We start from the raw sequence: 25,261 nt of genomic DNA, 5'->3' as shown, positions 1-25,261 counted from the left end.
AAATCTACAGACAGGAGAATATGCTGTGAACCAAACGAATCCTAAATTGTGGACGAAAAACTTTATTATTCTTTCGTCTGTCAATTTCATTATGACATTAATTTTCTTTTTATTAAACGCGACAATCACTCTTTATGCAATTAATGAATTTGATGCATCAACCGGTCAAGCTGGTATCGTCGCAGGTATTTTTATTATCGGTTCATTATTAGGGCGTTTGTTTACAGGACGTCTTGTACATTCCAAAAAAATCTTGATGACCAGCTTGTTTTTATTAATTTTAACAACATTACTTTATTTCGTTCATCTTAATGTTAACTTTCTCATATTAAATCGGCTTTTAAACGGTATCACAGTGGGTATTATATCTACAATTGTGAGTACGGTTGTTGTATTTAGCCTTCCTGCACCACGAAAAGGTGAAGGGATAAGTTATTTTGCAATTAGTACGGCCTTGGCCACAGGAATCGGTCCATTTATTGGTTTAGTTTTGAGTCAAAACTCAAACTTTGAAATGATTTTTTCTTTAAGTCTATTGCTTGGAATTTTTAGCTTAGTAATCGCATTTTTTCTGAAGTTTCCCGCAACGTACAAGACTGAGAAGAACAATAAAAAGGGAATAAAAATCTCTGACTTTGTTGAGCCAAAAGTAATGCCGATAGCAATTATTATTTTTTTCATGACTTTTTGTTTTTCCGGCATAGTTTCATATTTAAATATTTATGCTTTGGAGTTAGGGTTAATAGACACAGCAAGTTTCTTCTTTATGGTATATACTGTTTTTGTCTTAATATCACGACCTTTTACAGGACGAATAATGGACAAAAAAGGTGCTAACATTATCATATATCCGGCTCTTATTATATATGGAGTAGGGATGCTTCTTTTAAGCTCAGTTAACAGTAGCTTTACATTGTTATTGGTAGGAGCATTAGTTGCTCTGGGATTTGGTAATATTTCTTCCATAACTCAAGCCATAGCCATCAATTTAGCCGAACCTCACCGAGTTGGCTTAGCAACTGCGACGTTCTTTATATTCTATGATCTAGGGAACGGATTTGGCCCATCGATTATCGGTTTGATAATTCCAGCTACAGGATATAGTGGTTTGTATGTAATACTCGGATTAATTGTATTAGCTACACTTTTTCTATATTACATGTTGTATGGAAAGAAAGAAGGTAAAATTCAAAATCAAGTGGTAAACTAAAGAGCACTTAAAGAGAGGATCCTGAGAATTTGAACTGTGACCTGTAAGAGATAGACACATATATATTTTTTTTCATATCAAAGCGATTGGCATAAGTACGAAATCTTCTTAAAAAATAGAGCGAGGAGAAATTTATGACTGTAGTATTAAAAAGAGTTAATAACGAGAATATTGATGAGATAAAAAAAATCTATGATGATTCGTTTCCTAAAGAAGAGATGATCTCATATAATAAATTGGTAGAGATAAGCAATGATACCGACCATTTGTTTTATGGAATATATGATGATTACACGCTGGTAGGAATGAATTATCTAATCGTAAAAAACGATATGCTTTACATATTGTATTTGGCAATTAGTAAAGCATATCAAAATAAAGGGTACGGGAAAGCAGTTGTTAATGAGATAATAAATAAATACTCTAACTATCGGATTTGCCTGAATATTGAAGAAGTTAACCCTAAATTTCTTAATAATAATCAAAGAATTAAAAGGAAAAGTTTTTATCAACTCTTAGGTTTTGAGTCTCAGGATTACTTGTTTTCAAATTATGAAGGCGTAACTTTCGAAACGATGTCAATAAATGGGGATGTATCCTATAAAGAAATTCATGCGTTATTCGATTATTTTAAAAAGCTAAGATAGACTGAGAATAACACGGACGGGTAGCAAGAAAATTATCAAAAGAACGGTATCTAACTGTAAATATGTTGATGGCGTTGGCGTGTGCATATTGGGGTAAAAGCTAATATGCACACTTTACATTTTCTTGATGTAATGATGAAGAAATAAGTCAGATCATTAAACTAACGGGAAACGATAGTTCAATCTCCAACTAAGACTAGGCTGCCGATCAATGTCGGCAGCCTAGCTCTGTCTTTGCCCATTAACGTAAACAACCCAACAAGATAAATGTAGGATTATTCCATACGTTTGAGACGCTGGTATTTCTCCAATCATAGCGAAATTCCCAGCACTTATATTTAACATATTAATCCGTCTACTTTGCCCATAGTGACAGCGACGCTGGTACTACCCCGTTTGACATGTGAAGCATTACATAAATTACAGTGTTATATCAATGAGGGCTTCAATATGAAATAAGGTATGAAAGCGGTAACTATTGGTGGGAGTTCAATTACAAATACATGAAGAATATTTATAATTTTTCACTTTGTAAGTTAGTTGTATACTTGACGTTAGTGAAATTATATAATAAAATTCAATTGATCAATTGATTAATTGATATATTAAACGAGCGATACATAATTTAATTGGAGGTTTGATTTCTATGGCAAAAGCATAGCTTCAAATTACATTGAAAATTAATGCACCAGAACGCATGGCGGCTGTAAAGGTTTTATACAACTTATAAAAGAGCTGTTCCTGTCTGGTATTTCCGGTGCAGTTTCTAAAGAATTGCTTGTGTGTGATGAGGATGTTCAAGTTTTACATGGCTTTAACAGTGAACCGATGCTTAAGGCGTATCTCGAAAGTGATCTGTTTAATAATGATGTCGTTGTTGGCCTTAAAGACCTGCTTCAAGCTGAGCCAGAAACCCGGATCTATAGTACATTGTAGAAATTGATTTTAGTACTCTGGCTATCAGTTAGGTTCAAAATCCGAAAGAAACCGACAGCTACATCTTTACTGTGCCTGAAACTTGAAGAGATGTACAAGATACATGTTATCGTAAAGCAATTACAGCAACAGGTAGCGGGGCTATGGCCTCATAGATAGTGAGAAATTTGTCAAATCTCATAGAGTAATGAATCTTAACCTACGAAGTTTTGGACTTACAATACCTAAAAGGGGATGTTAATATGGCAGAAAAAACAATAAACATGAATACGGTTTGGTACAAAGATGCAAAGGGTGATGGACGCATTAAAAGTGACAATCTACAAACTCAAATTGCAATTCCAGTCCCCAAAGGGGGAAGTGGTAAAGGGGCTGAACCACAACAACTTCTTATCTCTTCTGCAGTAGCTTGTTACACGATGACCTTAGCATATATGTTAGATAAAAATAAACTTCCTGTGACAGGATTCTTTATGGATACAGAAGGTAATATAACTCAAGGTGATCAATTAAGTATTACCCATCGCCCGCATGTTGTTCTGAATCCAGGAGCGACCAATGAAGACATAAGCATGACAGAAGCTTTGATGCAAAAAGCAGAAGAAAATTGCCATATTGGTCAATTATTGATAAAGGCCGGCATTCCCGTAGGAACTCAAGGAAAAGTAACTATCGATTCTGGAGAGGAACTTACAAGTAGCTATATTGCAGCACACGGATTGGAATAGTAAAGCTAAATGTCAATGAGTATTATTCGCTCTAATCAAGTCGTATAATGTCCAGGTTTGCATTATTCACAAAAAGACTTCAAAGTCACAAATATGTGGGCTTCGAAGTCTTTTTTAGATGAGGCTTAGATTGGTTAATGTAAATGAAAATGTTCCTGCCACTCATTCACTCCGTCTTCCATACGATACGCCTTGAATCCCTCAACTTGCAATTTTTGCGTAGCAAGTGCCGAATAAACGCATAATGGCCCTCTACAATAAGCGACCACTTCAGCTTCCTCCGGTAACTCTCCCATTAATACGTCTAGATCTTCCATCGGCATTGAAATTGCTCCTTGAATATGTCCTGTTTCAAACTCTTCTTTGGGGCGTAAGTCAACTAAGATAATGGAGTTTTCATCTAGTTTTTTCTTTACTTCATCCATGGATAGGGTATGGATGTCATTCAAGTTGTTTAAAAAGTCATCTTTCATTCTCCTGATATCAGGAATTTGCTTCTCACTAATCTTCCATAGTGAAGAGAGGAAGTCAGTGATCTCAGGATCTGCTAGTGAGTATATGGCGTAAGTTCCTTTCTTTGTGAACTTAACAAGCTTAGCGTCCAGTAAGACCTGTAGATGACGAGAAACATTAGCTATATTCATTTCTGTACATGCGGCTAATTTCTCCACTGTTCTGGGACTTTGTGATAGTACATTCAAGATTTCAAGACGTTTGTCACTTGATAGACATTTACCTATTCTAGCCAGTTGCTTATATAGATCTTCCTTGAAAAGCTTTGCACACTTTAGCATCTCTTCCATTCATTTATAACCTCACTTCAACTTGGTGATATATGTTAAGGATCCTACACTATATGTTTTGACCAATATAGCAAATCAAAAATGCTTCTCCATACACTGAAAAAAACTATGAAACCAACAATCTCTTCATAATAAGTACTATATCAATTGATGAATAGAATTTTAACATGTGTAGAGACGAAGTCAAGTTTAGTCCATTATTCCGATAAAAATAATAAGATAAAATTGCAATACTGTTTGCGAGCGATACTCTTATTTAATGAGGAGGGGAGAAGTTGGAGGAGATAACGTTATTAGTAGTATTTGCAGCAGGCGTACTCTCGTTTTTGTCGCCTTACGTATTCCCTCTCCGGCCGGCGTATGTTTCACATATATCCGACACGATGATTGCAGGGGTCGCTTTGTCGTGAATCGTAAAATTATGGTCGTACGTTCATTGGGCTTCATCCTTGTGATTTAGTGTTATCTTTGTGATCATGGGGCTACTGCCTCCGCTATAGGTAATTTTGTCTCCTTACGCAGGGATCTGATTGAGAAGGTTGACGGACTATTGATTGTGGTGTTTGGCCTACAAATGATGGGGATACTCAAACTCAAGTTTTTAATGAGTTCTAAGCAGTTGGGAAACGGAAAAAAATACGGTGGCTGGCTTGGTTCATTTATCCTTGGATTGGCAATTGGGGCGGGCTGGACGCCATGTGTGGGGCTCGCAGTTTCCTCGATACTTGTTTTGGCAGGGTCGTCCGAATCATTGTACCAAGGGATAGGGCAGTTAGCGGTATATTCGTTGGGTGAATAATTCCAATAAATGAGCTTGCGCATATATCTTAATATCTGCTGAGCTTAGGATGGAGGAAGTATAGTATGATGACAGTGATTCGTCATTTCAATTGGACTGTTTAGTTTATGGTTAATAATACAATCGTGGCCTCTACGATCCCTTACTAATGTGAGTTTTGAAGATTGGGACCTATCTCATCACCGCATGCAAATGTGAAGATTCTAGATGTCAGGGATGTCAGTAAATATTCGACTGGACATATTCCGAGTTCATTAAATATTTCCTTTGGCAGACTCCCGTTAGTATGGAGCAAGAATCTTGCACCGAATGATAAAGTGATCATATTTTCCAGCAGCTTGGTTCAAAGGAAAAGCTGCTCGAATTTTGGCGTGTGGCGGGTTTCGTCACCGTATGCCGTTAAAGGGTATTATCTTTCAATGACTAGTAGGGTGAGCTGGAATTATCACCATAAAGAAGGTTATTGTAAATAAAGGGTGATGGGAGTCAAGTTAACGAAAGAACGAAACTGGTAGTTGGAGAAACTTATATAGGTTGAGGATTGTCAAGGCGGCTGACCGGGGCACGCACGCTCCATGCCGATCCGACTTACGGACGGCATGGAGGCGTCCATTATATGAGGTGGCGAAAATGCCAGGTGCCTGTCAGTTTGCGGACTTCGGCGATCAATTTAACCAACGTGCCTGGATCCCATACGTTCTGCAAATCGTAGGCAAAGGGAAAGGACAAACGATACTCGAGAATAGCGGTCTTTTATACGTTGTTAACCTTTCTAGTCGGTTTCATTACTCACGAATTCGTAGCTGAGGCTAAAAGCATATGAAAAAATTTAATACCTGCTCTTGCATCCCATAAACAAGTATGTTAAATTGTACTTAAGTTAATAGAGCGGACATGTTACTGGTAATGCAGGCAGGATCCATAAGATTTTTTCATTCCTTTGGGGATGTTTTAATCTTTTGGGTTCTGCTTTTTTTTGTCCGCTATAAACTTCTCATCATGAAGGGGGATTCCAAGTGGATCACAAACAAATGGCATCCGAAATTTTGCAAAGAGTAGGTGGCCCGAAAAATATTGTTCACTTAGGTCATTGCGCAACAAGACTCCGGTTTACATTAGCTGATGAAAACAAGCCAGAAGTGGAGGCTCTAAAGAAAGTACCAGGCGTATTGAGCGTCGTTAAAGGAGCACAGTTTCAGGTCGTCGTTGGTAACCAGGTTATAGAGGTTTATGACGAGATACAGAAGTTAGGTAACTTTGGCGGCGAAAATGGAAGCGCTACAGAATCCGTACAAGACAAGCAGGAGAAAAGCAAGAAAAAAGTCGGAGCCGTCATTCTAGACTTTCTAGTCGGCGTATTCCAGCCGCTGATTCCCGCTATGGCCGGAGCTGGAATTTTGAAATCTTTGCTGTTGCTCTTGTCTACTCTAAATTTGGCAGACAAAACAAGTCAGACTTATTTGATTTTAACCTTCATTAGCAGTTCGGTCTTTTACTTCCTGCCGATTTTGATTGCGCTTACCGTAGCCGCGAAATTAAAAGCAAACCATATTGTGGCTGCAGCCGCGATGAGCGTTCTGTTATTCCCGGATATGACGAAGATGATGGCTGAAGGGGCAAATTTTCTGTCTCTTTCCGTTACCAACGTTAACTATGCGTCTCAAGTGTTTCCTTCCATACTAGGTGTTCTCTTCTACGCCTACATGGAGAAGCTATTTACCAAAATTTCACCGAAGCCGATTCGTGTATTTTTTATTCCGATGATGGCGCTGTTGTTTACGGTTCCGGTTACGCTTTTGATTCTGGGTCCGTTGGGCTTTACAATGGGCAGTTACCTGACAACCGCCGTCTTGTTCCTCTTCAATCATGTGGGGTGGATCGCAGTGGGAATCCTGTCTGCGCTGCTTCCTTTCGTAATTGCTACTGGCATGCACAAAGCGATGACTCCGTATGTCGTCAATTCGGTTACTTCGACCGGACGGGAATTTCTGATGCTTCCGGCTTTGCTGGCGCATAACTTGTCCGAAAGCGCGGCTTGTTTCGCCATTGCTGTGCGCACTAAAGACACGGGACTTCGTTCGTTGGCCGTTTCTTCGGGGGTTTCGGCTATGTTTGGCATTACGGAGCCTGCGCTTTATGGAATTACCCTGCAGAAAAAACGGGTACTGATCAGTATTATGGTTTCCTGTTTGGTAGGTGGCTCGGTTCTTGGAATGTTCAGCGTAGGCGGATCGACCGTTGTAAGCCCGAGTCTCGCGAGTATCTCCATGTTTGTTGACCCAGATAACGGAGAAATGATTCTATTCGCGATTGCCGGCCTGCTGATTTCTTTCATTACCTCTTTCATCCTTACGATACTTCTATGGAAAGAAGCAGGTACCAGTGCGACATCGGATAAAGAAGTAATTCCTACAGCGAAAAAGTCCGATGTGAATGTTGGAGTAAGCAATCTGGTCGGATTGAAACAACCGGTGCCAGGAACCGTCGTTGAGCTTTCCCAAGTGAAGGACGAAGTCTTCTCAACAGGAGCGATGGGAGCTGGTATTGCCGTTATTCCTTCGAAAGGCGAGCTATATGCTCCAGCGAATGGTACCATCCAGATGGTGTTCCGTACGCAGCACGCAGTGGCCATGGAGTTGGACGGCGGAGCGGAACTGCTTTTCCACATCGGAATTGATACGGTCAAACTGCGTGGTCAGGGCTTCGAGTGTCTTGTCAAAGCTGGAGACCGTGTAAAGGCTGGGGATCTGCTAATGAGGTTCGATGTAAAGAGCATTATCGCAGCGGGATATGACCCGGTTGCAATTATGATTGTTACGAATAAAGAACGGTATACAGTGAAGGAAGCTAATTCGAAGCAGATCGAGCAAGGAACCTTAGCATTCGTCGCTCCGGTTTCCGTTTGAACAAGGAAAAGCCAAAATAAGGAGGACTAGTTAATGAATAAAACATTTCCAAATGGTTTTTTATGGGGAGGCGCTACTGCGGCGAATCAATTTGAAGGGGCTTATAATGAAGGCAGCAAAGGCTTGAGTACCGCTGACGTCATGACAGCAGGAAGTCATGATGTACCTCGTGAAATTACCGATGGCATCGTGAAAGAACGCTATTATCCCAGCCATGTGGCCGTTGATCATTACCATCACTTTGAGGAAGATATCGAACTATTTGGCGAATTGGGATTCAAATGCTACCGGATGTCAATTAACTGGACACGTATTTTTCCGCAAGGCGATGAGGAACAGGCGAATGAAGAAGGACTTCGTTTTTACGATGAGATATTTGAGGCTTGTAAAAAGCATGGCATTGAACCTTTGGTCACTCTCTCACACTTCGAAACGCCAATGGGATTGCTTAAATACGGTTCTTGGACAAACCGCAAGGTCGTTAATTTTTATTTGCGTTATTGTGAGACGGTTTTCAACCGCTATAAGGGAAAAGTGAAGTATTGGATTTCATTCAACGAGATTAATGTAATGTCTACGAAGCCCTGGATGGCCGGTGGAGTGAATTCTGACGATGAGCAAGTGCGAATGACGGCGGCCTTTCATCAGTTTCTAGCGAGTGCCAAAGCCGTGCAGATGGCGCACCGAATTGACCCGGATAACAAAGTAGGTATGATGTATGCTGGGCATTTTTCTTATCCGAACAGTCCGGATCCAGAAGATGTACAGGCGAACGACGACTTTATGCATAAAATGCTGTTTTACTGCGATGTCCAGTGCCGTGGTTATTATCCAGATTATAAGCTGAAGGAATTCGAACGCGTAGGCATCGTGCTACCTTTTAAAGAAGGGGATAAAGAAGAACTGCTGAGAGGGAAAGTTGATTTCCTTTCATACAGTTACTACTTGACGCATGTCGTAGGCAAGGAAACGAGCCTTGCTATGAAAGGATTAAACGGTGTGAAAACCGGTTATAATAATCCTTATCTTCCGACAACAGAGTGGGGATGGGCTATCAATCCTATGGGACTCCGCCATTCGCTGAATGTTTTGTATGACCGTTATCAGATTCCTCTAATGATCGTTGAAAACGGTATTGGGGCAGTTGATCATGTAGAAGAAGACGGAACTGTACATGACGTCTACCGAATCGACTATCTGCGGGAACACATCAAAGAAATGAAAAAAGCCATCGATCTGGACGGAGTACCAGTAATGGGCTATACAATGTGGTCTCCAATTGATATCATATCCGCAAGTACAGGAGAGATGAAGAAAAGATATGGCTTGATTTATGTGGATATAAATGATCAGGGAGAAGGAACGTTTAAGCGCATACGAAAAGACTCGTTTTATTGGTATAAAAAGGTTATCTTATCCAATGGAGAGCATCTTGAATAATAACAAACAGGTTTTTGCCCATAGTGATAATGCCCTGTTCGATCAGATCGCTGGTCTATATCCTCAGGCTATGCTTAGTGCGTTTAAAAATTAAGAATAAGATCGAGCAGGTGTATGGCAAGACAATTCCGAACGAGGAGTTGGCTTATCTTGCCGTGCACATCGAGTCGCTGACGAGATCCATCAGATTGGCTAATTTGGAAGTTTTATAAAATTCTTTAAGTGTAACTAAAAGATCTGTCTCCTTCATTTAGAGAGACAGATCTTTTTCTTGTTTTTTGCCTTTGGTTAACCCGTCAGGCTATTGAATAGAAAGATGAGGGATTGTCGGCACCTACTTTCTTGGTTGAGCACAAATAAAACAGCGGAAACTGCACCTGCAAAAGCAATCATGGCATACCAGAAGAATGCCTGTTGGAATCCTGTGTTAAGCGCGACAAGAAGGTTGTCGCAAGTGTCGCTGCAGTCGTCGCAGGCAGGTAAGCAAATGCATTACCCAAGGCAACCAAGATTGAAGCAGGAAGAGCATTGGCCAAGTAGTTCCCGTCTACAGGTGTGTTAAGCGATAGCAGCAGTAGGCATCCGCCAAGCAGAAGGAAGCCTAAGATACTCATTATGCCACGATATCCTCTGGCGTATAGATATATCAGATAGCGTGTCAGCTTGTTTTCTTATTTTGAGTCAGGAATATTGGACCAAATTTAGGTGTAAGAGGAACTTTTATGGTGAATCCCACGTAAATCACTGTCTTTTGAGAATCAGCGATCATCTTTTCCAAAAAGGTTGGCCTTGAAGCGCGATTTCTGTTACGCTTACAGCTTGCGACCTCGCCCTTTTTGCATCAGCAACAGCCCGTCTTTCCTTCGACAGTGAATATAAGCCTGAATGGTGTTGCGGTTAATGGATAGTTGTTCAGCTAACTGATTGGCGTAGGGAAGCGAATCTCACGGTTGGAGTAGATTATTTCTGATCAGCCATTTGATTTGTTCCTTAATTTGTACATGAATGGGCAAAAGCAATTGGGGATTGATTTTAATACAGACAAGCCGTTTGGCCTATTTTCTTAATTGTCTAATGATTTGGATATTTCAAGCTTAAAGAAGAAGCTACTAGAAACCAAGCTGTACTGAAGTTTAGAAGGGCACTTATAAATAAAAATAAAGCCAGTCGGCTGTCGTTAGACACTGCCAGCTGGCTATTTATCATCCCGAATATTCAATTGGCAGCGCCGAGCTGTCGAAGGATATCATGCATATCGACGTGGGATCTTTTTTCGATAATTTTGCCGTTTTTAATCCGTAGAAGCATCATCAGGGAGAACCGTACGCTTTTGCCCGTTGCGGGTACGCCGGCGAACGGAATACCGGTATGAGTACCTTCGAAAGTGAAGTAAGCCGCTATGAGATCACCTTCGGCTACGATGGCTTCAAGAGGCATTTTAAAACCGGGAAAGGCATCGAAATTCTTCTTTTCCGATTCGATAAGGCCCTCCACACCCGGAAAAGGTGTATCAACCTGCGCATAGAATACAAAATCTGGATGACAAAAGTCGTGCAAATCTTCATATCGCTCTTGTTCGATCGTTTCATAGAAGCGGCGAACCAATTCTTTGTTAGTATCGTTTGACATCATTTATTCTCCTGTTTAGCTTTAGTTTAAAAAGTATAGGATTCACCGTCGTTCGGTACTAGAATGTTAGAAGAGATCCCCTTTTCACTGGTGAAACTTTTTAATTCTTCTCTAGACAGATTCCAGTGGTTGACCGCTTCCATATGGACGCAGACAATTTTAGCATTTGGGGCCGCTTTATGGACCTCATAAACATCGTCTTTGTTCATGATGAGCGAACCGCCCTGATGGAATTGGTTGTCCCCTGCGTTCACGATGATAACTTCCGGCTTGTGCGTATCGATGACTTCCTGAATCGCAACGTACCATACGGTATCGCCTGCTACGTAGAGCGTTTTTTCATCCTGATGTTTGAAAATGACGCCGCACACAAGGCCAGCCATTTTCAGAATTTCGCCGCGACCGTGTTCACCTTTCGTTTTGATCAGTTGAATGCCTTCAAAGACTGTGTTTTCCGTCAGAGCTTCTATGTTCACAAAGCCATCGGCACGAATAGTTGTAGCGTCTTCCTCGTTTTGCGAGAACAGTTTAATATCCTTCGGCAGCGCTTCTTTGGCTGCGTCATCCCAGTGGTCGAGGTGTAGGTGGGTTACGATAACGGCATCTACGTCTTTAATGAGGCTGTCGATGGAAACGGGAAGTTCGATCAGTGGATTTTTTTGATCCTGTCTGGCTGAGTTAGGGAATGGAGAAAGCGAACCTTTGTCACTCAGCATAGGATCGATGAGAAATTTTTTACCTGCATATTCGACAACGATTGTTGCGTTTCGGATTTGTTGAATGTTCACTGTTAATTGCTCCTTTTTTGAGTCGAATTTTTAACTTTACTGTAATTATATTTTATACAATACTCTTTTAATGATACATACATAAAATCAAGTCTTTTAGACATATGTCTTGAAATAGTAAAGGAAATGAACTCACGAGTCTTCCAAAACGCTGACCGAAGCTGCGATGTCGGAAACCAGCTAAAACAAGCCGACGCTGGATTGAAATTGAATGCTCATGCCAAGCTACTATTTTTGTAGCAATCGAAATATCTTAACAAAACAAACTAGCGCATGAGCGGCTTGTCCCATGTAATAGCCCACGCCTACGCTTTTAACTTGATCTAACAATTCTTCGCGCTGAATGCCCATTAAATCCATTGACATGTGGCAGGCGATCATCTCATACGCCTTGGTCGACTGCATTCTGTATGAGTTCTTCCAGCAAAGCAACATTGTGTTTCTTCATAATTCCGCAGATTAATTTAGGTCCGACGCCGAACATATTCATGTTCGACAGACGAAGCTTGCGGCTAATGCACGGTAACATTAGGTCAAACATACGGCCAACTATTGATTTGGATATCGGCTGCGGCCGATGTTTACGGATGATGTCAATCCCCAGAAGGTGAAAAACATTGTTACTTTACGTCCGCTTGCTGCTGCGCCTCTTGGCGATAATAAGGGAAGCAATGGCTTTATCTAGGTCGCCACTGAAGACGACCATGGTGCTGGCGGATCGGCCTCAGAGGTTTTCGAAGATGCTGATATAACCTGCGTCGTTTTTTTGCCAATTGTTTTTTTAGCCTAAATGGACAAGAATATTGCTATTGCCGCTTCGATGATTGATCTAAACAGCTTAAGAATTGTAGCTCCAAAATTGTGAATGATTTAACTGCGGCTGCTGAAAAAATTGATCTATAAGAATAGCTTTCATATTTAAAACCTTCATTTCTATGTAATATATGTATCAATTTTATCTAAAAGAAATTTTTGTTTGACCCATTCTAAATGAAGTCATTTCTTGATTTGACTTGAATTTTAAAACAAAATAAAATTTATTACGTCTGTTGAAGTAATTTTTGTGTTAAGGAGGATGGATATGGACAATACAGATAAGCTTATTCTGGCCGAATTATCTAGAAATAGTCGTATTTCAATGAAGGAATTAGGTGAAAAAGTACATTTGACCGGGCAAGCAGTTGCAAGCCGTGTTGCGAAACTCGAGGATAATGGTGTTATTAAAGGATATACGATTAATGTTAATCAATTTAAATTAGGGTGTTTTATGCACGCTTTTATTACGATATATACTAATACTCTTAATCATCAGCCGTTTCTTACTTTTATTAAAACGCAAGAGCAGTACGTGTTAAATAATTACAAAATTAGTGGGGACGGATGTTATCTTCTTGAATGCAGATTTCCTTCTAATGAACATATAGATCAATTCCTTAATAGATTGAACGAACATGCAAATTACAAAATCTCAGTGGTGATTACACCTATATAATGGATACTTTGTTAATATAAGGTTTAAAAAATTAAGAATCTAATGTTTTGAATAAGTCGGCAACAAGCAGAATTGGCGGCAAAATGAAGCTACCGCCAAATACAGGGGTGTCAAAACAGCACAATGCCTGCACCTGCTGAAGCAAGGATGACTATAAAAGGATGAACTTTATATTTTTTAATTGAAAAAAATGCCAATATACCGATAAGTAGAGTCGCAAAGGTCGTCCATTGATAGATCGCTTCTGAAGTGTGGGGAAAACCAAAATGAATGGCTGAATATACAATCAATCCTGTAATTATTGGACGAAGCCCGTAGAAAGATGACTTGACCCAAGGAGTGGTATTTAGCCGAAAAAAAAATGAAGCAAGAAAAATCACAATAAGTAGGGAAGGTAAAATAATTCCGGCGGTCGTTATAAGGGCCCCGGCAATGCCTGCGGTATTATATCCAATCAGCGTAGCACTATTGGTAGCGATTGGACCAGGTGACATACCAGCCAAAGAGATAATGCGTTGAAAATCCTCTGGCTTCAACCAGCTGTGCTTATTCACTTCGAACTGAATCATTGAAATGACTGCATAACCTCCCCCGAAGGAGAGAAAACCGATTTTTAGAAAAGAAATAAATAACTGCCAATAAAACATACAGGTTCACTCCTAGATATAATATTCAATGACAGGTTTCTCGGCAGAGGACTTCTTCTCTGTTTTTACTTCCTGACCGAGTTTACGTTTAACTGAAACAATGATGATACCCACTACCATACCAATCAGGATTATATAGGACGGATTAATACCAGTTATAAGCAGCACTAACAGCGAGGCAGCAGCAAGAAAAATAGTAGCTCGATCAAATATAGAACTTTTACCCATTTGGAAGGCCGCTACTGCAATTAGACCAATGATGGCGCCATGAATACCTTTGAAAGCAGCCTGCACTTTGGGCTCATCCTGAAAGATATTGTAAAAAGTGCTAAGTACTAAAACAATAATGAAAGTAGGTAGCGTAATTCCGATGGTAGCGACAATTGCTCCCGGGATTCTACCCACACGATAACCTAGGAGTATAGAAGCGTTAACTCCCACTCCCCCTGGTGCTGAGCCAGCCAATGACATAAGGTCACTCATTTCCTGACGGTTAATCCACTTCTTCTTTTCAACAATCTCTTTTTCAAGCACAGAGATTATCGCGTAACCTCCCCCGAATGTGGAGGGACCAATTTTGAAAAAGACCCAGAATAACTGAATAAATTTGGACAGATTAATACTGAATGTGTTTGACAAATAGCTCACCTCTTCATGACTGATTCCATTCACATTATAGCATCTTAACTTCAAATTGGAATTAACTCAAGGGATGATTTATACATTTGTTTATTTTTAAAGTGAATTTCTTAAAAAAATACTGGTTTTCAGCTTGAAATTAATTAATTTAGTATGTTTTTTTTGAACTTTATTATTTTATGAAATAAACTGAACTTATAGTCAACATAACTTAGTTATGCTTTATAATAATGAATATTACCTACTAAAATAATAGGAATTAATGGAGCTGCAATATGAAAAAAAATATACATGGTTTATCAACACCTGTCAAAAAGACTGTTGTGGAACGAATTGCTCAAAAAGATGACGTGTCAAAAGCGGAGCTGTTAGCTGAGTTTTCCTTCACGAGCAGTAGTTTGACTCGGCTACTGGAAGAACTGATAAGTGAAGGCTGGATTATAGAATCAGGACTTGGCCAATCTACGGGAGGAAGAAAGCCGATTCTTTACCGTATTAATCCAACACACCGATATATTTTTGGTATTGAGATTTCGCGCATACATTCGACAATCGGTTTGTTTGATCTCAAAATGAATGCACTAGAATATAGACAGTGGCCTATGGACGAAACGATGACACCGCAACTATTGGTGAACTATGTACATGAGCAAATGGAAGGGATGAAAAAAAGAAACGGAATTTCCAGGGATAAAATTGCTGGTATTGGTATAGGGGCGGTTGGTCCTTTGGATAGGGAGACAGGGGTTATCCTAAATCCTCTATATTTTCCTGCCAATGGATGGACTAACGTAAAACTGTGCCAACTGATCGAGGAGAAAACAGGAGTTACAGCCCTTTTGGATAACGGAGCTAACACTGCACTTATGGGCGAACATTGGGCCTACCGACAGGAGAAAATTCAGCATATGCTTTATATTCATGTGGGTACAGGCCTGCGTTCTGCCATGATGTCTGGGGGGCAACTGGTATATGGTGCCGTGGATATGGAAGGATCAATCGGCCAGATGGTCATACAGATTGATGGTCCTCGGTTGGACGGGACAGGTAATTATGGTGCACTTGAAGCTTTTGCTTCTGTTCAGGCTATGGAGCGTCAGGCGAGATTTCAAATCAAGATGGGCCGGATACAACTGAGGGAAGCAGAGAATTTGGATCCCGAGTTGGTTCATTTCCCGCTACTGGTAAAAGCACTCCATCGCGGAGACCCGTACATGAAGGAACTGTTTTTACAATCTGCGACCTATCTAGGAATCGGACTTGGTAATCTGATTAATATCTTGCACCCCGAGAAGGTGATTTTAGGCGGAGCAATGGTTAACGCAAACGATAGCTATTTCGACATGGCCGTAGCTACTGCACAAAAAAATATTTACTATGCATCCGAATATCAACCGGTATTCACCAGGGGCATCTTTCAAGAACATGCCGTAGCAGTAGGCGCAGCTGTACTTGTATTAAAACAGATCTCTATATAATTCAAGCACTAATCAGGAAAAGGAAGAATTTCCATTCAAAATCTTAAATACAGATAAGAAAGAAAAATGTAAAATGTAACCGCTTGAAATTTGATTTAGTCAGGGTTATAATTCAAACCAACAACAAAATTAAAACAGGACATGTTACTGGTGAAGCAGGCAGGATCCATAAGAACGTATAATTTTTAAATTATTATACGATTCTTAGGGATCTTGTCTTTTTTTGTTTGCGGCTTATTTTATAGCAAAATTATAAGCGTAGAAAACATCAGTGAGGATCCAAAATGGACTATAAAAAAAACTGCAAAGGATATTTTGAAACATGTAGGTGGTAAAAAAATGTTGCCCATTTAGGACATTGTGCCACCCGTTTGCGTTTCACACTTAAGATGATCAAAGGGCAGATGTTGAAGCTCTAAAGAAACTACCTGGTGTTTTAGATGTTGTTAACAAGGTCAATTTCGAGTCATTATAGGGAATAATATCATTGGAAGTTATTTATTAAATAGTAAATATGAGTGATTTTGTGGGAGTAGATGTAGGATAAGAAGAATCAAAATCAAACGATTCAAGTAAAGAAAAAAGGAAAATTGGTTCCATTATATTAGATTTTTTAGTTAACATATTCCAGCCTTTAATCCCAGCTATGGTTGGAGCAGGGATATTTAAATCCATTTTGTTATTGTTATCCACGATAGGATTAATTGATAAAAATGCATCAACGTATGTGGTCCTAACTTTTATTAGCGGATCAGTCTTTTATTTTACGCCCATCTTGATTGCGCTTACTACAGTAGCCAAATTGAAAGTTAATCAAGTGGTAGCCACGGCAGGAATGCGTGTGCTTTTTATTTCCCGATATGATAACGCTTTTAGGGGATGGAACTAGTGTGACAATGATGTCTTTTGCTTCTGAGGGTTCCAACCGCAGTTTCGGCATTGTTTGGCATTGCAGAGCCAGCACTCTAAGGAAATTACACTACAAAGAAAGCGTGTGCTTATCAGTATTGGTATTTCCAGTTTATTGAGTGGGTTGATTCTTGGATTGCTGGATTTGCATCAAGTATAGTTGTAAGTCCAAACCTGGAGAGTATCTCTATATTTATTGATCTAAACAATAAAAATAATTTTATTGATTGCTTTAGTTGGGTTGGTAGTTTCTTATGTTGCTGCATTTATGTTAACTCTATTCCTGTGGAAAGAAGATGCTCAAAAGTCAGATGACTCAACCATTCAAAAAATTAATACGGTTGTTATGAGTGGAGTTGTTGGATTAAACAGCCGGTTTCAAGGGAAGTCATTCCACTTACTGAGGTAAAGGATGAGGCATTTTCTACTAAAACCATGGGCGGAGGTCTTGCCGGTATACCATCAATAGGGAGGGAACTCTATGCTCCGGCAGACGGGACCGTTAAGGATGGTATTCCGTACTCAGCATGCAGTGGCTATGGAAACAGTAAACGGCAGTGAGTTACTTTTTCATATCGGCATTGATGCAGTGAAACTGAAAGGCAAATTCTTTGAATCTCAAGCCAAAAATGTAGACCAAATAAAAACGGAAGATTTATTGGTTAAATTCCACGTATGTCACGATAACAGTAGTGGCAACAAAAGAGTACTACACTGTAAGTTTTCCCTTAGGTAGGTAAGGATGACAAGAGTTTAATGTATATAACGGCTCTATAAGTGAATGGAGGAAAATAGGATGAATCAGGGATTTCCTAATGATTTTTTATGGGGAGGGGCGACGGCTGCCAACCAGTGCGAAGGTGCTTTTCTTTCAGATGGTAAGAAATTGAGTACGGCTGATGTTATGACAGCCGGAGATTTAGGTGTCCAAAGAAAAATAACAAACGAAATTATGGAAAACGAATATTATCCAAGTCATGTGGGCATTGATCATTATAGACGCTTCAAAGAAGACATCGCTCTATTTGCTGAGATGGGGTTTAAATGTTACCGGATGTCTATTAATTGGACACGAATTTTCCAAAATGGAGATGAAGAAGTTCCAAATGAAGCAGGACTAAAACATTACGATCAGGTGTTTGATACATGCAGAGCGTACGGCATTGAGCCGTTAGTAACGATCTCTCATTTTGAAACACCATTAGGATTGTTAAAATATGGATCGTGGGGAAATCGCAAAGTGGTTGAATTTTATTTAAACTACTGCCGGGTCCTCTTTAATAGATATAAAGGCAAGGTCAAATACTGGATTACATTTAATGAGATTAACGTCATGTCCACCAAACCATGGATGGCTGGAGGAATCGATTCGGATGATGAGCAGATAAAAATGACTGCGGCCTATCATCAGTTTTTGGCTAGCGCGAAAGCTGTGCAGCTCGCACATGCAATCGATCCGGAGAATAAGGTCGGAATGATGTATGCAGGGCATATCTCGTACCCTAACAGTTGTGACCCAGAGGATATACAGGCTAATGCTGAATTTATGTAAAAAATGTTATTTTATTGTGATGTACAATGTAGAGGCTATTATCCATCGTACAAGTTAAAAGAATTCCAGCGTGAGGGAATTAAGTTGCCTATTCAGGAGGGCGATTAGAAGAACTGTTAAAGGGAAAAGTTGACTTTTTGTCCTACAGTTATTACTTGACTCATGTTGTTGGTAAGGAAACAAGTATGGTGTTTAAAGGTCCCAACTACAGAATGGGGGTAGGCTATTAATCCGATGGGACTTCGGTATTCATTAAATCTGCTTTATGACCGGTATCAAATTCCATTAATGATTGTGGAGAACGGAATGGGAGCAGCTGATAAGGTTGAAGAGGATGGCAGAATACACGATCAGTATAGAATCGATTATTTGAAAGAGCATATCAAGGAAATGAAGAAAGCGATTGAGATCGACGGAATTCCTGTGATGGGATATACGATGTGGTCACCAATTGATATCATCTCAGCCAGCACGGGAGAAATGAAAAAAAGGTATGGATTAATTTATGTAGACATAGACGACCAAGGTAATGGTACATGTCAACGAATCCGAAAAGATTCCTTCTTTTGGTACCAGCAATTGCTTAAATCCAATGGAGCTGATCTTGACTAATTGACGAGTCTAGGATTACTTGTACTTAAGTACAGAGTGTAGCTTATCGATTTGAATAAATCCCCTTTTACAGTAAGCCATAGAAGAGGAGATAGGCATGATAAAAATTAAGAAAGTGCTGAATTCAAGTGTTGTACTGGCAGAAGATCAGCAGGATAAAGAATTCATTCTTATAGGAAAAGGGATTGGTTACGGACAAAAAACAGGGAATATAATTGAAGAGCATCAAGCTGATCAAATCTTTATACCTGTTGAGAACATCAAATTTAAAGAATTTCTTGGTCTGCTTGATGCAATCGCTCCAGAGTTCGTGGAGCTGACTAAGCAAATTGTAACTCATGCTGAAGAGCAGCTCTCTATTAAACTTAACACAAGCATTTATTTTTTCTTAATGGATCATTTGAGTTTTGCAGTAGAAAGGTATAAGAAAAATATAAATATTACTAATAGAGTATACTGGGAAATAAAAAATTATTATCCTAAAGAATATAAAGTGGGCGTGTATGCACTTCAATTAATGAATCAAACTCTAAAAATTGATATGCCTATTGAAGAGGCTGCCAATATTGCGTTTCATTTGATTAATGCTCAAGGAGAAAATCAGGAATCTGCGGATGGAATGAAGTTTGCCAAGATGATTGGGAGTATAATCAATCTTGCAAAATATACTTTCAATATTGATATGGACGAAGACAACATTCATTACAACCGTTTTATAACCCATATTAAATTTTTTGTAGAGCGATTTTATTCAGGACAGATGTTAAATGACGAAAGTAACAGTCTATTTGAGTACATTGCTAATTTGCATCCTGAAGCCATGTATGGTGCAATAAGAATTAGGGAATATATTGAGCAGGTTTATGGGAAATCTGTTCCCAATGAAGAATTAGCTTACCTTGCAGTGCACTTGCACAGGTTGACTAACTATAACCAGCTTGGATGATCCTCACCATTTCAGAAATTTTAGAGTTAAATTAATACCTCAGTATCTATGGAAAAACGACGTGATTTCATAATGGAAATATGGGTCTGTGTAAGTAAGAGGTGAGATTATGAGGTGAAAATAGGGATGTATTACCAAGATTTTATATCGAAGTATAGCGCCAAAAGAAGATATTTAAATTGTATTAAAGGGAGAGTAAGATCATGCAAAAAAGCTTTAGAATTATCGACGAGGATGGAATTCACGCGCGTCCGGCGACAGCTCTAGTCAATACAGCAAATAAATTCAAAAGTACTGACGCTTTTGCGGAGTCTAAGGGTAATAAGGTAACTCTAAAATCCATTCTCGGTGTACTTTCTCTTGGGCTTGAAGTCGGAGACACTCTTACGTTAATCACCGAAGGTAGCGAAAGCATGGAAACTTTGGACGCACTTACGGATGTTATGATTAAAGAGGGTCTAGGAGAGGTTAATGAGTAAAATTTCAGAGATTCCTTTTACAATAATTCGATTGTAGGGTATTTTCAATCTTTATCTCAAGCAGAACTGGAAATTATCTATCATCGACTAGGGGATACACTCCTGGGTGATGCAGACACTCTTCGGCATGATTAATTGAATTTCAGCATACTTATCAGGTAGATGAAATCATTGCGATATCCAATATTTACGAATCCAAAAAGAAATTCATTCTTATGAAATTTCAAAACTCGTTGTGGATGAGTTATTTGATCTGAAGCTACTTGAAGAAAGTTAATTTAGTCCTCTGTGAAATAACAATAATTCCAGAGGAAGCAGAGTTCGTTAAGCACCTGCTTCTTCCTGGAATTATCATGTTACTTAATATTTAAAGGAAGCATTGATTTTGTTATTTTTATTATCAGAGCTTTAATTACAGACTAAAAAGGGAAGTATTTCTCAAGCGTAATACTTGTTGTCGTCTGACTTCCTTTCTCTGCAATTCACATTGTTCTTCCATTTCGTCATGATATTGATTTTGCTCCCTTTGAATCCTGTTTTTAACGTTTTTGATGGCTTTACTAATTTCTGAGTGATAGCCATCTGGATCAAGTTTTTTTACCTCATTCTTTCCCCAAGACTCTCCATCGTACCACGCCATTTGAAGTTGAAAAGCGACTTCATCCGCAAGTGCTTCAGTTGGAAGCTCCAAGATTAGTTCTTCAGCCACCCCATCTTTTAATACCACATAGAACCTACTGTTTTGGACGATTGAATAATACAATTAAATTAGAGACCCTCCTTTTAGAATGTTTTTTTATTATGCGCAAATCTCGGTTAAAGGACAAAATTCAGTTTAAAAGCTGACTCTACGTGAATGAAGTGTTGAATTCTAGGTGATTCTTGTTAATTATTATCTATATTCGAATATTCTAATATTTAAGGCCGAAAATTATGGAGTATTAATCGTTGACTCTTATAATTTTTGTTGATCTTCTTCTTAACAATATAGATTTATCTCACTATGTCTATTTCGTTTACTACATGGATATACTGATTATCAAAATAAGAAGGGAGTTGATTAAGATTAATTATAAAGAAATATATAATCTACATATTCAACTTCTTAATGTATATGAGAGGAATCAAAAGCGCCCCCATCCTTATCAAAAGGATATTAATTTTTATCATCGACAGCTCAACTTTTTTTGTGAAAATATTGTTCAAGAGATTTTTGTTTTAAATCAACTAGGGCGTGTCTTCAAAGTGTTTAAGTAGGAATATATTGGTTAAAACCATTAAATGAGTACACGATATGAAATTCAAGATCAACAATGGCGGCAGATTCAAGATCTTTTTCCACCTGAACGAAAACCACAAGGAGGACGTCCTGCAGTGGACAATCGAATCATGTTGAATGCCATGCTATGGGTGGCCCGTTCAGGCGCCCCTTGGCGTGATATGCCCGAAATCTTTCCCAATTGGAAATCTGTCTACACCCGCTTTCGACGCTGGCAGAAAGCAGGGATTTGGAATGAAGTGTTAAAACACGTTTCGCTGGATTCCGATGAGGAAAGCGTGATGATTGATGCCACGATTGTGCGAGTTCACCAACATGGATCAGGCGCAAAAGGGGGCAAAAGCAAGCAAGCGATCGGACGTTCCCGTGGTGGATTAAGCACCAAAATTCATGCTGTGGTGGATGCGTTAGGCAACCCACTTCGCTTTGAATTGACCGGAGGCGAGGCGCATGATTCCGTCCATGGATACGAAATGCTTAAAGCCATGAAACTGACCATGAAGCAAGTCTTGGCCGACCGAGCTTACGATACGAATCAATCCGGGCCTTTTTGGAAGAACAGCGGGCCATCCCCGTGAATCCGGGTAAGAAAAACCGCCGAGTGCCCCCGAAATATGATCGGGACATCTACAAAGAACGTCACTTAGTAGAATGTTTCTTTAATAAAGTAAAAAACTACCGTCGTTTGGCGACTCGCTATGATAAATTAGCGTGTACGTTCAAGGCATTTTTGACCTTGGCATCCATTGTAGTGTGGCTTGCTTAAGTTTGAAGACACGCCCTAGCACATGTTATAATTTTTTCAAATGCATGATATAAAAATAGCCTATTTTAGGCTGTTTTTGTCTCAATTGAAGTTATAACTCACAGCTGTGTGGTTTATTACATCAAATGAGACTACTTATATTGTTAAATGAGACTCTTTCAACAATATTAATACCCCTTGTAGCACTAGTTGTGGAAAGCTATTTCATTTGAGCATCCAAAAAGAAGGGTTTTTGATTATGATATTCATTAACAAAAAAACTATTAATAAGCTAACTGAATCGCATAGAGAGTCTAACATGCTTATCTGCTACTCAACTCCTCAAAGTCTTTCGGCTTGTACAAGTCGAGCTATATTACTCCTAAATAATGATAGGATTATTATCCTTTTCCTCAATCTATTTTCCTCTAAAGTAGTAGAGAAAGTTGAATTTGAAGTAGCAGATTTACAAGAACAAAAATATCATTCCATATATCTGTCTTCTGCAATATGGTCATTTAACATTAAAGGACAGCATTGGAGGTTCAAGATAATCAAAAAAATTCTTCCTCTTGGCTCTATGCAAAGGGATTTTCTAAATTTCTTGCAACAAAATATCTTAAATTAGCGACTGAGTAGATCAGGGATTTCCGAAAACATGTGTTCTTCCAGACAAAGACGAACAGCCAGGTATCTTTCGTAAAGTCGTCTATCTGGGGTTTCCTTCATGGTTCTATTCATTACTCAATAGGCAATTGAAGTCATGCTGTTGTATGGTATAACCCACAGGGGCTGCGTGTTATTATATCGAATGAATTTGACAGGTTCCCAAATCTTTGTTAGAGTTTCAATCAAATACGTATAATCTTTTCATGGGATGTTACCGATAGGGCATAACCTGAATTGGCTTGTTTACACGGTAAGTGTATACGGGCTGGTTTGGGTTTTTTTTATTATCTGTCACCCTCTGGTACCCCTTTTATCACACATTGGAAGGAGAATGTTTATGTCCAGTTATATTTTTCCTAAAGACTTTCTATGGGGCGGTGCTCTTGCTGCCAATCAGGCCGAGGGCGCTTATTTGGAGGACGGTAAAGGATTGAGTCTGGTGGATCTACTGCCTACCGGAGAGAAGAGAAGAAGCATAATGAAAGGGAATGTTCCTTCGCTGACTCCACTTGAAAGCGAATTCTATCCTTCCCACGAAGCCATTGATTTCTATCATCACTATCGCGAGGATATCGCGCTATTTGCAGAAATGGGATTTAAGGCGCTGCGTGTTTCCATTGCATGGGCTCGTATTTTTCCAACAGGAGAAGACGCTACTCCAAATGAAGCAGGTTTGCAATTCTACGATGATTTGTTCGACGAGTTGCATAAACATGGCATTCAACCAGTCGTTACTCTCGCTCATTTTGACGTGCCAGTGGATCTGGTCGAGAAATATGGAAGCTGGCGGAGCCGGAAGCTGGTAGGTCTGTTTGAAACCTATGCCAAAACAGTATTCACCCGCTATAAGGATAAAGTGAAATACTGGATGACATTCAACGAGATTAACATGCTTCTCCACTTGCCGTTTCTTGGCGCCGGTCTTGTTTTTCAAGAAGGTGAAAACGTTAAACAAATTCAGTACCAGGCTGCACATCATCAGCTTGTTGCAAGTGCGCTGGCTGTAAAAGCGTGTCACGAGATTATCCCGGATGCCAAGATTGGCTGTATGCTTGCTGCCGGCAGCTTCTATCCGTATACGTGTAATCCCGAAGATGTATACCAGGGCATGGAAAAAGACCGCGAGTCCTACTTCTTCATTGATGTACAGTCACGCGGCGAATATCCTGGTTATGCGAAGCGCTTCTTCAAGGATCATGGATTAAACATTGAGATGGAATCAGGCGACGCAGCCATTCTGAAAGATCACACCGTTGACTATATCGGATTCAGCTATTATTCAAGCCGGACGACCAGCACAGACCCGGAAATCATCAAGAATATGACCAGTGGTAATGTATTCGGCTCCGTGGCCAATCCATATCTGGACAAGTCCGAATGGGGCTGGACGATCGATCCCAAAGGATTCCGCATCACAGCCAACCAATTGCATGATCGTTACCAAAAGCCTCTGTTCGTAGTGGAAAACGGTTTTGGTGCCAATGATGTGGTTTCGCCTGAAGGAGAAGTTAACGACGATTACCGGATCGACTATCTCAAGCGGCATATTGCCGAAATGGGTGAGGCTCTTCAAGACGGAGTCGAAATTATCGGTTACACAAGCTGGGGGCCTATTGACATTGTTAGCGCTTCCTCAGGAGAGATGAAAAAACGTTACGGTTATATTTATGTGGACCGCGACAACGAAGGCAACGGTTCGTTGAAACGGATTAAAAAGAAAAGCTTCCACTGGTACAAAAACGTAATTCATTCCGACGGAGAAAATCTGGGCGAATAATTGTACCATAAGTAAATAGGATCGGACATCCCGGGCCCACGGGGATTTCCGATCTTCGTTTCTTCATTGAAAGCGTTGACAATCCTTCCTCTTCGGGCTATACTTGACGCAATTCCATCATTTTTAGGATTGTTACTGCGTAGCAGGCAAA

22 protein-coding genes and 1 pseudogene are annotated in these 25,261 nt (G+C 39.7%); 14 read left to right on the top strand and 9 right to left on the bottom strand.

Going from position 1 to position 25,261, the window contains the following annotated elements; all coding sequences use genetic code 11:
* Positions 1-25 precede the first annotated feature (25 nt).
* From NSQ68_RS21160 to NSQ68_RS21150, 3 genes are all read left to right on the top strand, one after another.
* Positions 26-1,210 carry an MFS transporter gene (locus NSQ68_RS21160; RefSeq protein WP_342427112.1) on the top strand — a complete coding sequence of 395 codons (1,185 nt, stop codon included), beginning with the start codon at positions 26-28 and terminating at the stop codon, positions 1,208-1,210.
* 134 nt (positions 1,211-1,344) lie between these two features.
* Positions 1,345-1,857 (top strand): GNAT family N-acetyltransferase, encoded by a 513-nt coding sequence (locus tag NSQ68_RS21155; RefSeq protein WP_342427111.1) that lies wholly within the window; start codon positions 1,345-1,347, stop codon positions 1,855-1,857.
* 1,178 nt (positions 1,858-3,035) lie between these two features.
* Positions 3,036-3,521 carry an OsmC family protein gene (locus NSQ68_RS21150; RefSeq protein ID WP_342427110.1) on the top strand — a complete coding sequence of 162 codons (486 nt, stop codon included), beginning with the start codon at positions 3,036-3,038 and terminating at the stop codon, positions 3,519-3,521.
* A 134-nt stretch (positions 3,522-3,655) separates the two neighbouring features.
* On the opposite strand, the gene NSQ68_RS21145 is transcribed toward NSQ68_RS21150, so the two are convergent.
* Positions 3,656-4,324 (bottom strand): metalloregulator ArsR/SmtB family transcription factor, encoded by a 669-nt coding sequence (locus NSQ68_RS21145; protein ID WP_307353118.1) that lies wholly within the window; start codon positions 4,322-4,324, stop codon positions 3,656-3,658.
* Between the two features lie 275 nt (positions 4,325-4,599).
* Here NSQ68_RS21145 and NSQ68_RS21140 point away from each other — a divergent pair, with 275 nt between their 5' ends.
* The 4 genes from NSQ68_RS21140 to NSQ68_RS21125 all read left to right on the top strand — a co-directional run bounded on the left by NSQ68_RS21140 (position 4,600) and on the right by NSQ68_RS21125 (position 9,681).
* Entirely contained in the window at positions 4,600-4,734 is a 135-nt protein-coding gene (locus NSQ68_RS21140) for a cytochrome c biogenesis protein CcdA (protein WP_155729708.1), read from the top strand.
* A gap of 1,405 nt (positions 4,735-6,139) precedes the next feature.
* Positions 6,140-8,029, top strand: a complete 1,890-nt coding sequence (locus NSQ68_RS21135; RefSeq protein ID WP_342427109.1) for a beta-glucoside-specific PTS transporter subunit IIABC — start codon at positions 6,140-6,142, stop codon at positions 8,027-8,029.
* A 33-nt stretch (positions 8,030-8,062) separates the two neighbouring features.
* Complete coding sequence (locus NSQ68_RS21130; protein ID WP_342427108.1) at positions 8,063-9,469, top strand: family 1 glycosylhydrolase; 1,407 nt, start codon at positions 8,063-8,065, stop codon at positions 9,467-9,469.
* 77 nt (positions 9,470-9,546) lie between these two features.
* A complete protein-coding gene (locus NSQ68_RS21125) occupies positions 9,547-9,681 on the top strand; it encodes a PRD domain-containing protein (RefSeq protein ID WP_342427107.1) in 135 nt (44 codons plus the stop codon).
* A gap of 177 nt (positions 9,682-9,858) precedes the next feature.
* On the opposite strand, the gene NSQ68_RS21120 is transcribed toward NSQ68_RS21125, so the two are convergent.
* The 5 genes from NSQ68_RS21120 to NSQ68_RS21100 all read right to left on the bottom strand — a co-directional run bounded on the left by NSQ68_RS21120 (position 9,859) and on the right by NSQ68_RS21100 (position 12,484).
* Positions 9,859-10,083 (bottom strand): hypothetical protein, encoded by a 225-nt coding sequence (locus tag NSQ68_RS21120; protein ID WP_342427106.1) that lies wholly within the window; start codon positions 10,081-10,083, stop codon positions 9,859-9,861.
* A gap of 601 nt (positions 10,084-10,684) precedes the next feature.
* Positions 10,685-11,098, bottom strand: a complete 414-nt coding sequence (locus NSQ68_RS21115) for an ester cyclase (protein ID WP_342427105.1) — start codon at positions 11,096-11,098, stop codon at positions 10,685-10,687.
* Positions 11,099-11,124: 26 nt separating this feature from the next.
* Entirely contained in the window at positions 11,125-11,886 is a 762-nt protein-coding gene (locus NSQ68_RS21110) for an MBL fold metallo-hydrolase (protein ID WP_342427104.1), read from the bottom strand.
* A 228-nt stretch (positions 11,887-12,114) separates the two neighbouring features.
* Complete coding sequence (locus tag NSQ68_RS21105; RefSeq protein WP_307353130.1) at positions 12,115-12,291, bottom strand: DsrE/DsrF/DrsH-like family protein; 177 nt, start codon at positions 12,289-12,291, stop codon at positions 12,115-12,117.
* Complete coding sequence (locus NSQ68_RS21100; protein ID WP_342429148.1) at positions 12,269-12,484, bottom strand: DsrE/DsrF/DrsH-like family protein; 216 nt, start codon at positions 12,482-12,484, stop codon at positions 12,269-12,271. Before NSQ68_RS21100 ends, NSQ68_RS21105 begins: the two co-directional genes overlap by 23 nt.
* Positions 12,485-12,967: 483 nt before the next feature.
* On the opposite strand from NSQ68_RS21100, the gene NSQ68_RS21095 reads away from it, so the two are divergent.
* A complete protein-coding gene (locus NSQ68_RS21095) occupies positions 12,968-13,378 on the top strand; it encodes an Lrp/AsnC family transcriptional regulator (protein ID WP_307353132.1) in 411 nt (136 codons plus the stop codon).
* A gap of 110 nt (positions 13,379-13,488) precedes the next feature.
* On the opposite strand, the gene NSQ68_RS21090 is transcribed toward NSQ68_RS21095, so the two are convergent.
* Together NSQ68_RS21090 and NSQ68_RS21085 are read right to left on the bottom strand one after the other, a co-directional pair.
* Positions 13,489-14,025 carry a chromate transporter gene (locus NSQ68_RS21090; RefSeq protein ID WP_342427103.1) on the bottom strand — a complete coding sequence of 179 codons (537 nt, stop codon included), beginning with the start codon at positions 14,023-14,025 and terminating at the stop codon, positions 13,489-13,491.
* Between the two features lie 12 nt (positions 14,026-14,037).
* The gene (locus tag NSQ68_RS21085) at positions 14,038-14,697 is read right to left on the bottom strand and encodes a chromate transporter (RefSeq protein WP_342427102.1); all 660 of its coding nucleotides are present in this window, start codon (positions 14,695-14,697) and stop codon (positions 14,038-14,040) included.
* 242 nt (positions 14,698-14,939) lie between these two features.
* Between NSQ68_RS21085 and NSQ68_RS21080 the strand changes: the two genes are divergently transcribed.
* The 4 genes and pseudogenes from NSQ68_RS21080 to NSQ68_RS21065 all read left to right on the top strand — a co-directional run bounded on the left by NSQ68_RS21080 (position 14,940) and on the right by NSQ68_RS21065 (position 20,640).
* Positions 14,940-16,142: an ROK family protein gene (locus NSQ68_RS21080; RefSeq protein WP_342427101.1), complete on the top strand. Its 1,203-nt coding sequence runs from the start codon at positions 14,940-14,942 to the stop codon at positions 16,140-16,142.
* A 1,690-nt stretch (positions 16,143-17,832) separates the two neighbouring features.
* Positions 17,833-19,215, top strand: a pseudogene (locus tag NSQ68_RS21075) (family 1 glycosylhydrolase).
* 97 nt (positions 19,216-19,312) lie between these two features.
* A complete protein-coding gene (locus NSQ68_RS21070; RefSeq protein WP_307353142.1) occupies positions 19,313-20,161 on the top strand; it encodes a PRD domain-containing protein in 849 nt (282 codons plus the stop codon).
* 203 nt (positions 20,162-20,364) lie between these two features.
* Positions 20,365-20,640, top strand: a complete 276-nt coding sequence (locus NSQ68_RS21065) for an HPr family phosphocarrier protein (protein WP_307353144.1) — start codon at positions 20,365-20,367, stop codon at positions 20,638-20,640.
* Positions 20,641-21,052: 412 nt separating this feature from the next.
* Here the strand turns inward: NSQ68_RS21065 and NSQ68_RS21060 are convergent, their stop codons facing one another.
* On the bottom strand, positions 21,053-21,403 hold the full coding sequence (locus NSQ68_RS21060) for a hypothetical protein (protein WP_342427100.1): 351 nt from the start codon (positions 21,401-21,403) through the stop codon (positions 21,053-21,055).
* Between the two features lie 518 nt (positions 21,404-21,921).
* Between NSQ68_RS21060 and NSQ68_RS21055 the strand changes: the two genes are divergently transcribed.
* Together NSQ68_RS21055 and NSQ68_RS21050 are read left to right on the top strand one after the other, a co-directional pair.
* A protein-coding gene (locus tag NSQ68_RS21055) for an IS5 family transposase (RefSeq protein WP_342427099.1) occupies positions 21,922-22,685 on the top strand; the annotation gives its coding sequence in 2 pieces (ribosomal slippage) (positions 21,922-22,456 and positions 22,456-22,685; 765 coding nt in all).
* 985 nt (positions 22,686-23,670) lie between these two features.
* A complete protein-coding gene (locus tag NSQ68_RS21050; RefSeq protein WP_342427098.1) occupies positions 23,671-25,110 on the top strand; it encodes a 6-phospho-beta-glucosidase in 1,440 nt (479 codons plus the stop codon).
* Positions 25,111-25,261: the final 151 nt, after the last annotated feature.

The sequence above is a fragment of the Paenibacillus sp. FSL L8-0158 genome, from assembly GCF_038592965.1.
Lineage (GTDB): Bacteria > Bacillota > Bacilli > Paenibacillales > Paenibacillaceae > Paenibacillus > Paenibacillus polymyxa_D.
This window is presented reverse-complemented; position numbering and strand designations above follow the sequence as displayed.